Annotated in this window: 8 protein-coding genes; 4 read left to right on the top strand and 4 right to left on the bottom strand. The window is 48.2% G+C overall.

From position 1 onward, the window contains the following. Nucleotides 1–2: 2 nt before the first annotated feature. Nucleotides 3–2,759, top strand: a complete 2,757-nt coding sequence (locus H6F90_RS19505; protein ID WP_190553939.1) for a DUF11 domain-containing protein — start codon at nt 3–5, stop codon at nt 2,757–2,759. Nucleotides 2,760–2,815: 56 nt separating this feature from the next. Here H6F90_RS19505 and H6F90_RS19500 read toward each other — a convergent pair whose 3' ends face one another. Then, nucleotides 2,816–4,489, bottom strand: a complete 1,674-nt coding sequence (locus H6F90_RS19500) for an adenylate/guanylate cyclase domain-containing protein (RefSeq protein ID WP_199296044.1) — start codon at nt 4,487–4,489, stop codon at nt 2,816–2,818. A gap of 263 nt (nt 4,490–4,752) precedes the next feature. Between H6F90_RS19500 and H6F90_RS19495 the strand changes: the two genes are divergently transcribed. Beyond that, nucleotides 4,753–5,571, top strand: coding sequence for an SDR family oxidoreductase (locus H6F90_RS19495; RefSeq protein WP_190553938.1), 819 nt, complete (start codon nt 4,753–4,755; stop codon nt 5,569–5,571). A 179-nt stretch (nt 5,572–5,750) separates the two neighbouring features. Here H6F90_RS19495 and H6F90_RS19490 read toward each other — a convergent pair whose 3' ends face one another. Next, nucleotides 5,751–5,981, bottom strand: a complete 231-nt coding sequence (locus tag H6F90_RS19490; RefSeq protein ID WP_190441838.1) for a Nif11-like leader peptide family natural product precursor — start codon at nt 5,979–5,981, stop codon at nt 5,751–5,753. A gap of 472 nt (nt 5,982–6,453) precedes the next feature. Between H6F90_RS19490 and H6F90_RS19485 the strand changes: the two genes are divergently transcribed. Continuing rightward, the gene (locus tag H6F90_RS19485; protein WP_190441840.1) at nt 6,454–7,404 is read left to right on the top strand and encodes a LysR substrate-binding domain-containing protein; all 951 of its coding nucleotides are present in this window, start codon (nt 6,454–6,456) and stop codon (nt 7,402–7,404) included. A gap of 60 nt (nt 7,405–7,464) precedes the next feature. Here the strand turns inward: H6F90_RS19485 and H6F90_RS19480 are convergent, their stop codons facing one another. Both H6F90_RS19480 and H6F90_RS19475 read right to left on the bottom strand, forming a co-directional pair. Beyond that, the gene (locus H6F90_RS19480; RefSeq protein WP_199296043.1) at nt 7,465–8,100 is read right to left on the bottom strand and encodes a TraX family protein; all 636 of its coding nucleotides are present in this window, start codon (nt 8,098–8,100) and stop codon (nt 7,465–7,467) included. Nucleotides 8,101–8,143: 43 nt separating this feature from the next. After that, the gene (locus H6F90_RS19475; protein ID WP_190553937.1) at nt 8,144–9,529 is read right to left on the bottom strand and encodes a hypothetical protein; all 1,386 of its coding nucleotides are present in this window, start codon (nt 9,527–9,529) and stop codon (nt 8,144–8,146) included. A 176-nt stretch (nt 9,530–9,705) separates the two neighbouring features. Here H6F90_RS19475 and H6F90_RS19470 point away from each other — a divergent pair, with 176 nt between their 5' ends. Then, the gene (locus H6F90_RS19470; RefSeq protein WP_190553936.1) at nt 9,706–10,857 is read left to right on the top strand and encodes an alanine--glyoxylate aminotransferase family protein; all 1,152 of its coding nucleotides are present in this window, start codon (nt 9,706–9,708) and stop codon (nt 10,855–10,857) included. The last annotated feature ends 70 nt before the right edge of the window (nt 10,858–10,927 follow it).

The following is a 10,927-nucleotide window of genomic DNA, read 5'->3' as shown; positions in this document are numbered from 1 at the left end:
CTATGAAACTTCAACGCTTTCCTAATCTCAAGCTCCTGGCTTCTGCTGCGCTGGCCCTAGCGGGTGCCACTTTAGGGATTGCTAATCCAGCGATCGCCGCTCCTCAACTCACTATCACTCCAATTACCTGGAACGTAATTGGGCTAGATAGCGTTGCCTCTCAAATGCTCGGTGGAGCAGGCCCTGATCAGTTTCTAGAAGGAGCGCGCGTTTGTAATGTCGGTGATGCTACTGCAACCAATGTCACAGCTTCCTTTGTAAAAACTGGAGGCAGTAGCTATATCAGCTTAGTAGGAGCTAGTACACTCTCTATCCCTTCGCTACCCGCAGGCCCTACGTCCCATCCTCCAGGGAATACAGGCCCCACGCCCAGTAACTGCTCTGACTTCTATTTCAACGTAAAAATTGCTCGTGATAGAGCATCCTATTCTACCCTTGCTAACGCTAGCACCAGGCAGCAGTTTTATATTTCGGCCACTGGCACGGGGTTAGGAACTATCACGACACCTCAAAACCGAGAATTGTATGTTGAGAAGCTCGTTTCTCAATCACGAAACGCAGTTGATAGCATTTCTGGCCCCAGCACCGTCTTTGTAGGAGACATTGTTCAATATACAGTCAAGGGACACACAGCTCCTGGTGGTTACGAACAGCTGTCATTCCTACCTGTTTTACCTGGCTTTTTTCAGCTACTTTCCGTTTCTACGACCTACTCATCTCCGTCTGGCTCAACCAATAACGTTGTCTATGCCGATGCTTGCGGTTGGGAAAACAATCCCAGTAGTACTTACTATCACAACAACCTAACCTGTAATAACCCAGCCATTCCCAGTGGATATGTGGGTGAGAAAGTAGGTGATAACGTCACAACCGTTTATACAATTAAAATTTTATCAGCGGGTAGCGGCGCATTAACTAACATTATTTATGACTTCTCTGGAAGTAGTTACCACTACAATGCTGACGTTGGCACAGGCGCAAACTTATTTGCTGTGACTGCCTTTGCACCTTCGACTGGCATTGACTTGATGGTTCAGAAGACCCGTGTTGGCACTTTTGCCAATGGTATTAACGGGCAATACACACTGAACGTCTCAAACGCAGGGACACTCTCTACTACTGGAACCATCACCGTTACAGATGTACTGCCTGCATCTCTAGACTATGTTTCTGCGACTGGCAATGGTTGGACTTGTAACTATGTCTTAGCCAATCGAACATTGACTTGTACTAGCTCTGGTTCTTTAGCTCCTAAAACAAATAGCAACATCACGTTAACCGTTAAGCCGAATACAACAGGCACAATTTCTAACACTGCTACAGTGGCTACAGCCAATGATACGGTTGCGAGTAACAACACATCTAATGACACAACAACCGTTAATGCGCCTGTTAACTTGGCTGTTACTAAAACGGTTGGGCTAGCGAGTAGCCCTGGCACCCCGATTACCAGTGCTAGCCCTAATAGCAATATCACCTACACAGTTAAAGTTACCAATAATAGTAGTTTTGATGTTATAGGAGCAAAACTCAGCGACATTGTTGACCCAGCCATTACCGTTTCGACTACTCTGGCACCTGTTTGTAACCCCAGTGGGGGTAGTACTTGTACCCTGACTACAACAGGTAATGACGTTAGCGCGCTTCTCAACTTAAAGAGCGGTGGTACTGCCACTATTACTATTACTGGAACTGTGGCATCCTCAGCAACTGGCACTATTCCTAATACAGCTCAGGTTGCTCCACCTGCTGGATACGTGGATCAAAATCTTACAGATAACGCAGCATCGGCAGATGTGAACGTCAACGCTTCGGATTTAACGATCACCAAAACTCACACTGACAAATTTCTGTTAAACCAAAACAGCAGCTTTCTACTCACTGTAAAAAATATTGGCTTTGCAGCTACATCAGGCACCATCACGGTCACCGATCAGTTACCTACAGGTTTAACTTATCAATCAGCGGCAGGGGCAGGTTGGTCCTGTAGCTTCAATGCCACGAACACTACAGTGACTTGTACCACTAGCAACGTCATTGCTGGTAGCAGTTCTGCTAACCCCCTTACCATTACAGTTCGGCGAGATTCGTCCGCAGCTACTATCAACACAGCTACTGTTTCTGGAGGTGGAGATAAAAATAACACCAATGATTTTGGTAGTGATGCGATCGCTGGTGTTTCTCAACTACGCTTAGTCAAGCGAATTACCGCAATCAATACTACGAATAGAACAGGTTTCGTAGACGGCACGGGTACAACCGATGACAACGCTACGAACTGGCCTTCCCCAACCAGTACCTCTTTGGCTGGGGTAATTAATGGAGGTGCTGTACGGTCTGGAGATGTAGTAGAGTACACCATTTACTTCCTCTCTGATGGTGGAGCGGATGCCCAAAACGTAGTGTTATGTGATCTCGTGCCTCTGAATCAAACCTTGGTGGCAAATGCCTATAGCACTGTAGCGGCAGCCCCAGGCGGAACAGCGGGCGCAACTCGTAGTATTGCGACTTCTGTTAATGGTGCTCAAGTTTCTTACACCGATTTGGTTGATGGAGATGCAGGTGGTTTCTATGTAGTTGGTGCATCAGTCCCCGTTCCAGTAGGTGGGACCAGCCCTCAACCCTGTCCTGCTGCAAATACTAGTGCTAATGGTAATGGGGCAGTTGTGGTTAACCTTGGCACCCTCTTAAGAGCAACCGCTTCAGGCACACCTGCAAGCTCTTATGGCTTTGTGCGCTTTAAAGCGAAGGTGAACTAAGCTTAGTTTGAGCGGCTTGAACAGTCACTGGCGGAAGAAAGTGACTAAATCTAGGTTTAAGTTTTCTTGCCAGTTATTAGATAAGTCTGCATGGACCCTTTGCCTTTAACCTCAATGATGTCCCGCTTCTCAAAAGTATAGTGAGTTTTTAAGTGATGGTATGCGGCTTCAGTCACTTGCACTCTACCAGGTAGGCCGTGAGACTCCATGCGGCTCGCTATGTTGACGGTATCTCCCCACAGATCATAGGAGAACTTTTTGGTGCCGATCACACCTGCTATCACAGGACCAGTATTGATGCCAACACATAGGTTGAGATTCGTTCCATGCTTAGCATTGAATTGGGCGATCGCACTCAACATATCCAGTCCCATCTCCGCGATCGCCTCTACATGATGATCAGAAGGGATAGGTAATCCTCCAGCCACCATGTAGGCATCCCCAATCGTTTTAATTTTTTCTAACCCATGTTTTTCAGTGAGTTGATCAAAAGCAGAAAAAATTTCATTTAGGTAACTAACCAATGCTGTCGGGGTGATTTCGCTGGCCCATTGGGTAAAGTTGACTAGATCGGCAAAGAGGATCGTAACTTCCTCGAAACTATCGGCGATCGTATCTTCTTGAAGTTTGAGGCGCTTGGCGATCGGGGCAGGTAAGGTGTTAGAAAGGAGACGGTCTGCTTGCTCTTGCTGATAGCGCAAAGCTTCTTCCATCACCCGCCGGATTGTGATGTCATGGATAAAAGCAGATAGGCCTTCGTAGGATGGAAACGCCCGAACTTCAATCCAACGACCTAGGGGAGCATAAAACTCTTCAAAATTAACGCTAACCTGCTGAGTTACCGCGTTGTGAAACTCCTCATCGAATTTTGAACCTGCTAAGTCACTTAAAACGTCCCAAATGACTTTTCCTAGCAACTTTTCGGGTGATTTCTGGAGAATTTGACCCGCTTTTTGGTTGACAAAGGTGAAACGCCACTGACGGTCTAAGGCCCAAAAACCATCCGTCATGCCTTCTAGAAGGTCTACGACTTGCTGATCTGAGGCTCTCAATTGGGCTTCAGCTTGCTGATACCGATTAATTTGGCGCTCTAGCTTTTCAATCTGCAATCGTAGTTCCATTTGGGCAATCACTTGCCGACCTAGCACCTGCAACGCCTTTCGTTGCTCTGGGGTGAGATTGCGGGGAATGCGATCGAGCACACAAAGAGTCCCTAATGGAAAACCATCTGGCGTAACGAGAGGCGTTCCTGCGTAAAAGCGAATACTGGGGTCGTTGGTGACGAGTGGGTTCTCGGCAAAGCGCTCGTCTTCTAGCATGTTGGGGATCACGAACAAGTCATCGGGTTTAGCGATCGCATGAGCGCAGAAGGCTTGCTCTCTCGGAACTTCCACGGCATCTATGCCTACTTTGGACTTAAACCACTGCCGATGCGAGTCTGTTAAGCTAACCAACGAAATTGGGCTACCACAGATTTGGGCCGCCAACTCTGTTAGCTCATCGAATGCCTCCTCTGGCATGCTATCTAAGATGTTGTATTGCTTTAGAGCTTCTAGACGCTCGGCTTCATTGCTAGGGATGGGAGGAGCAGGTACAGCAGGCTTTGGGGAGATAGGTTGAGGCGATCGCTGTGGTTTTTTGTGTTTGCTCACTCTGAAGCGATGGATTATGCGTACCACCCATTTCACTAGCGCAGTGCCCCATTGATTCATGCGACTTAATCGAGCCATCTCAACTGAGGTTATCTCCTAGCCTAGTTTAAAGGTGAAATGAGAGCTGACTCTGACTTTAACGTGAAAGCCGTAATCCTACCATGACTCATTAATTCCCAAAATCTGCCATTTCAGAGTCACATCAAGGCTAAATTGTTAGATTAAGCTTAAGTAATTTGCGTTTACACCGAGTCCAAGCAAAATCCGGCGAAAGTGAGAGGGTTTTTAACGTACTGTTACACAAGCTAGTAAGAGTAAAACGATGTTCATGTGCAAACGTTATGGCTCCTACAGCATTAGTTACAGGTAGCTCTGAAGGAATTGGTAAAGCGACAGCCCTGCTTTTAGCCCGCCAAGGTTATGACTTAGTCCTAGCAGCACGTCATAGCGACCGACTCGAAGCGGCGGCCAGTGAAGTGCGATCGCTGGGGCGAGATGTATTACCTGTAGTAACGGATATGAGAGACCCAGTTCAGGTAAACACACTAGTTGAAAAGACCCTAGAGCACTATGGGCATCTTGATGTCCTCGTTAATAATGCTGGAATATATCTCTCTGGCCCGATCGAAGCCTTCTCTTTAGAAGACTGGCACCAAGCGATCGACCTCAACTTGTGGGGCTATATCTACACTATTCAGGCTCTACTCCCACACTTTCTTCAGCGCGGCACTGGCACCATCGTCAATGTTAGTTCCATTGGTGGTAAAGTATCAGTTCCTTATTTAACTCCTTACTGCACGACCAAATTTGCTGTAACTGGTTTGACGGAGTCTTTGCATTCGGAGCTATCTCCTAAAGGCATCCATGTTGCAGGTATTTATCCTAACGTGATCAACAGTGACTTTATGCAGCGGGCTATCTTCCGGGGGAAAGATGAGCAAGATCGGCAGGCTCGTCAAGAACAGCTCGAACAAGTCCTTAAGGTGCCTGTTGTCGAGAAGCCAGAAGATGTAGCTCAGGCAATTTGGGACGCGATCGCCCATAAAAAAGCTGAGGTAATTGTCGGTTCTGCAAATATGTCAATTGCAGCGAGCCGCCTCTTCCCCAGCTTAATGCAGTGGATTTTTAGAAAAACATTTCAGTTAAAAGACCAAACCTAAGCAATCGCCAGGGAGACCAAAAGTGAGATCCAAATTATAGGGCGATCGTTTGGCCTACTTACCCACATATTACTCAGGCTGGTTTCTGAGACTAGCTCTGTGTAGCTAATGCGAACGATTAAACATCTCACTTCTCTACGGTGGGGTGTTTAATCAAACCCAAGTAATTTACCTGTAATTTACCTAGGCAATATATGTTGGCGTGGACCAATCCCAGGGTTAATCATAGCTGCGAGTTCTGCTTCTGAAAGTTGCTCAATTGCCGTATTGAGATCCTCTAGAGTAAATTGATAACCACTTTGGGCCGCAATCTCAATAAAGGTCTGCGGATTAGAAGTTGCTTTCAGCTTGTTCTGTAGGGCTTGGTCTTGTGTAGCCGCTTTAAAGAATTGGGCAGCACCTTGTGTCATGATGTCAGATCCTCTTACAACAGAGTCGAGCGCTGTAGCTAAATGAACTAGCGCTGAGAAACAGCATCACGGTCAGCAGTTAGAAGGTATTTTGGCAATACTCTGCAAAAACAGTCTAAAGCAGTAAGAATCTACATTTGGGGCTGGAGGAGCGCAGAGTATTGGGGCGTGAATAACAGAATAGAAACTGCTCACTCTGACACTGTCTGAGAAACTTCGACGTGGGAGTTTCTTATCTCTCAGCTTAGAAGAAGAAACAAAAACCGGATCAATTCGACAGCAAAGTTTACTTCATTGCAAACTGAAAATCACAACTTGCTCTTTTTCAGGAGGTTGCAGTGTTTTAGCAGGAATTTAGCTTCACTTGACTAAGATGATATGCTGATAATGTATAAACAATATTCGAGCTTGTAAATGCTTTTCATAGATTTTTCTCTATAAGAGCAACACCACCCGTCTAGGAGTAGTACCTGTGAGACAAATTACGCTGCACCAACTCCAAGTTTTTGAAGCGGCGGCTCGCCATTGTAGTTTCACTCGTGCTGCTGAGGAACTTTTTCTGACTCAGCCTACGATCTCCATGCAGGTCAAGCAGCTTTCTCAAGCGATCGGATTGCCGTTATTTGAGCAGGTTGGCAAGCGGCTTTTCTTGACGGATGCTGGGCAAACCCTCCTCGTCACCTGCCGAGAAATTTTTGAACGTCTGTCTATGTTAGAAATGACTGTAGCAGACATGAAAGGGCTAAAGCAGGGCCAACTGCGGCTCGCAGTTATTACAACTGCTAAGTACGTTGTACCGCGATTGTTAGGCCCGTTTTGCCAACGATATCCCGGCATTGATGTTTCATTGAAGGTGACCAATCACGAACGGGTAATGGAGCGGATGGCAGCCAACTTGGATGATCTCTATATTGTGAGTCAGCCGCCAGAGCATCTTGACATTCAATCTCATGCCTTTGTAGAAAATCCTTTAGTGGTTTTGGCTCCTCCCAATCATCCCTTAGCTGACGCTAAACATATCTCCCTAGAACAGCTAGCCGGAGAACCGTTTATTATGCGGGAGCCGGGTTCTGGAACTAGAAAAGTGGTGCAGGAACTATTCGATCGCTATGAAATTCCGATTAAAGTTAAGCTCGAAATTGGTAGTAATGAAGCCATTAAGCAGGCGATCGCAGGAGGTTTAGGCATCTCTGTGCTTTCACTCCATAGCTTAAATTTAGAAGGAAATAACGGTCAATTCAGTATTTTAAACGTTGAGCATTTCCCGATCTTGCGACACTGGTATGTGGTTCATCCCAGCGGCAAGCAACTCTCTGTGGTAGCTCGAACTTTCTTTGACTATTTACAAGCGGAAGGTAGGCAAATTGCTGACCTCAAGAATGCTTTAGAATGGTCGGCTGAGCTGGCTCATTTCGCTCAGTAGATTACGGCAGTAGGCTATCTACTGTCCCACTATTGCTGACTGAAATATGCGATCGCTTTATTACTGGCTACGAGCTATAGCCCAGATCAGCAGTAAGTGAGCTGGGTAGAAAGTATAAAACCAACGCACCGTCGGTCCTTTTTGTTGGTTTGTGACCAGCAGCAACAACGGAGTCACAACAGCAGGCAGTTGAAACAAGCCAAAATTGCTCGATGCGATCGCCAAAAAGAGATGTAATCCCAGCCAAATCCCCCACCAGTAATAACTAGAGCGAAACTGGGATAACAGCCCAATGATCGCAAGCCCGTAAGCACCATATTCAAACTTCAGCAATTCTGCCGCCACCATGCTCGCCGCCCAAATCCAATAACGTTGCTCTGGATAGCGACGACCCAACCGCAACATAGCTACCCCCAACATCAACGTAAATAGAATATTGAGGAATTCACCCTGCAAAGCCACCACATACAATGGCTGACTAACAATGCCTAACAAAAGCAGCCTGATAAGGTAGCGCTCAATGTTGCGGGTATGCTGTTCTCCCTGGGTCAACAGCCACGCAAATAAAGGAAAACTGAGACGACCCACCACCCGGAATGCTAGGACATTGGGAAAGAAAACTACTCCTACATGATCGATCACCATGAAGATTGCAGCCAAAAGCTTGATATGGAAGTTATTGAGCTGCAACTGCATAGGTAGAGTTTTTTGCGAACACTATTTGCAGTCTAGCTGTTAGTTACCTGAGAGAGCGAGGTTGCCAACCGTACCAGTGGCGGAGGGTGAGCCAAACGACCGACAGTAGTCCTGCCAAACTTAGCGTCAGACCTGTAAAAGGAACCAGTAAGCCAAACACAGGGAGAATGGCTCCGCTAATGGTGGCGATCGCAGCAGCAATCGAGGCACGTTGGTTTCTCCCCAAGCCCCAGGACAGAATCAGCACCACAGGAGCCAAGATAGCCCAGGCAAAAGCACCGGGGATAATGCGGCTGAGGTAGGTTAAGGTCAAGAGACTGGCGAAGAAAATTCCAGAGGCGATCGCCACATCTCGCAGTCTCAAGGGTACGGAGAGATATAGCACCAAGAGCCACCAGAGGAGTAGAGGAGGAGCCAGGAGCAGCAAGCGAGGCAACACACCTGTATTGCGGACTGGAGCGGTGGCGGTAAAGACACCAAAGGGATTTAATACCGAGACATTATCGGTAAACTCCCAGGTGAAGCGAGTGCCGCGCCCTTCCGGTTGCATTTTGGTAGGCACAATACCGCTGGCAAATTGTGCGCCAGGGAAATTGGCTAATGCCGTTAACCGGAAATTGGAGAGCAACTGCGAGCCTGCGTTGTAGACCCAGCGTGGACCACCTGATGCTTGGTAAGTAATACGAAACTGAGCGGTCTCACCCGCACCCAAGCGTAAGGGGAAGCTATAGTTACTTTGCTGAGAAGGCTGTAAACGCTGACCATTTCGCTCTACTCGGTAGTCTTGCAGGATGGTGTAGCCCGCAGGTGGTTGAGTCTCAAAGAAAAACTCATCAGCAGTTTCTAAAGTATTGACCACTTCATAGTTGCCATCAAAGCCAACCTGATAAAGGAGACGGTTGTTGGCGGGGTCAGTAGTTTGCTGTAGCGTGACATCTACCTGAGTGCGCTTGGGCGTGAGAAAGCGGCTGACTTCTTGAGTGCGTTTCTCCTCCACAACTTGCCCATTGATCACCGTGGTGGTTGTATAAGGTTCCTCTACGGTGTATCGCAGTTGCGGAGCGGTATGTTCTAGGCGTTCTCCTGCAACATTGCTGGCGATCGCGGCGATTCGGGCTTGCTCCCAGTGGTGATAACGATTAGCCAGGGTAGAACAGAGAAAAAAGCCACTGACTGCAATCAGCAAGATTAAAGTGGCATGTTGCACCGTTCGTAGTAGAAGGCCGTATTGAGTTATCCAAGTTTCTGTCCAGAGAATTTTGGTGCGGCGACCTAAGGAGAAATTGAGCAGCGCGATCGCCACTCCCAAAAGACCTGTGAGGACAACAAATAGCAGAAACAACTTCATTCCCTGCTCCCCGAACTGGATCAACTCCTGGGGATGGGTGAGGTCAGGGAGAGAGGGGATTCCCTGAGAGGTTGGATTCATAGTGGTTAAAGCTGAAGAGAGAGATGGCTCCCTAGACTACAGATTGCTACATTTAGATTCCGCGATCAGCAAACTCTTCAAATAATGAAACCTAACGCGGTTTGGTTCGAGTCCAACCAGACCTTAGACTTGAGAGTATGCCTTGCTTGATGCGCTGAATAACTTTAGAACCGACAATGACATTAACACTTTCCATCAACGACGCTCAGCGATTGCAACTCGCTCCTCTGGCCGCTCCTACCCGCTTGTTGTTGGGGCCTGGCCCCTCCAATGCTCACCCGGATGTGCTCGCTGCCATGAGTCAAACGCCAGTGGGCCACCTCGATCCAGCTTTTCTGCAACTGATGGACGAGATTCAGGGGCAGTTGCGCTACGTCTGGCAAACCGAAAACCAACTGACGATCGCAGTTAGTGGCACGGGAACGGCAGCAATGGAAGCGACCCTTGCCAATACGGTTGAACCAGGGGATGTGGTGCTGGTGGGTGTCGCAGGTTACTTTGGCAACCGCTTGGTCGATATGGCTGGACGCTACGGCGCGGATGTTCGCAGCATCACCAAGCCTTGGGGCCAAGTTTTCTCCTTGGAAGAACTCCGCACGGCTCTAGAAACTCACCGTCCTACAATTCTGGCTTTGGTGCATGCTGAAACTTCCACCGGAGCACGCCAACCTCTGGAAGGCGTGGGTGATTTGTGCCGCGAGTTCGACTGCCTGTTGCTGCTCGACACCGTCACCAGTCTGGGTGGTGTACCTATCTTCTTAGATGAGTGGAAAGTGGATCTGGCTTACAGTTGCAGCCAAAAAGGCCTGGGTTGTTCTCCAGGGGCTTCTCCTTTCACAATGGGACCACGGGCGATCGCGAAGATGCAGCAGCGTAAGACCAAGGTAGCGAACTGGTATCTGGATATGAACCTGCTGGGCAAATATTGGGGTAGCGATCGCGTGTATCACCACACCGCACCGATCAACCTCTACTATGGCCTGCGAGAAGCACTGCGCCTAATTGGTGAGGAAGGATTGGCAAACTGCTGGCAGCGCCACCAAAAGAATGTGGAATACCTCTGGCAAAGCTTAGAAGAGATCGGCCTGGCTCCCCACGTCGAGCGCGAGTTCCGCCTCCCCACCCTAACTACGGTGCGGATTCCAGAAGGTGTAGATGGCAAAGCGATCGCTCGTCAACTCCTGAATGAGCACAATATCGAAGTTGGTGGTGGTTTAGGTGAACTAGCAGGCAAAGTGTGGCGGGTGGGTCTGATGGGCTACAACAGCCGTCCTGAAAGCGTCGATCGCCTCGTCGCAGCGCTGAAGCAGGTGCTACCTAAACAGTAAACTCTTGTCGGCTATAACTTCTCAATAAGTAGCTGTAGGGCATCTCTTGTGGGTGCCCTAATTCTTAGGG

The organism is Trichocoleus sp. FACHB-591 (assembly GCF_014695845.1).
Taxonomy (GTDB): Bacteria; Cyanobacteriota; Cyanobacteriia; order FACHB-46; family FACHB-46; genus Trichocoleus.
The sequence above is the reverse complement of the archived record's forward strand: the minus strand, read 5'-3'. Positions and strand labels throughout refer to the sequence as shown.

Coding starts and splice junctions, on each gene's coding strand:
- H6F90_RS19505 (WP_190553939.1), top strand. CDS start 3: ATGAAACTTCAACGCTTTCCTAATCTCAAGCTCCTGGCTTCTGCTGCG.
- H6F90_RS19500 (WP_199296044.1), bottom strand. CDS start 4,489: ATGGCTCGATTAAGTCGCATGAATCAATGGGGCACTGCGCTAGTGAAA.
- H6F90_RS19475 (WP_190553937.1), bottom strand. CDS start 9,529: ATGAATCCAACCTCTCAGGGAATCCCCTCTCTCCCTGACCTCACCCAT.
- H6F90_RS19490 (WP_190441838.1), bottom strand. CDS start 5,981: ATGACACAAGGTGCTGCCCAATTCTTTAAAGCGGCTACACAAGACCAA.
- H6F90_RS19470 (WP_190553936.1), top strand. CDS start 9,706: ATGACATTAACACTTTCCATCAACGACGCTCAGCGATTGCAACTCGCT.
- H6F90_RS19480 (WP_199296043.1), bottom strand. CDS start 8,100: ATGCAGTTGCAGCTCAATAACTTCCATATCAAGCTTTTGGCTGCAATC.
- H6F90_RS19495 (WP_190553938.1), top strand. CDS start 4,753: ATGGCTCCTACAGCATTAGTTACAGGTAGCTCTGAAGGAATTGGTAAA.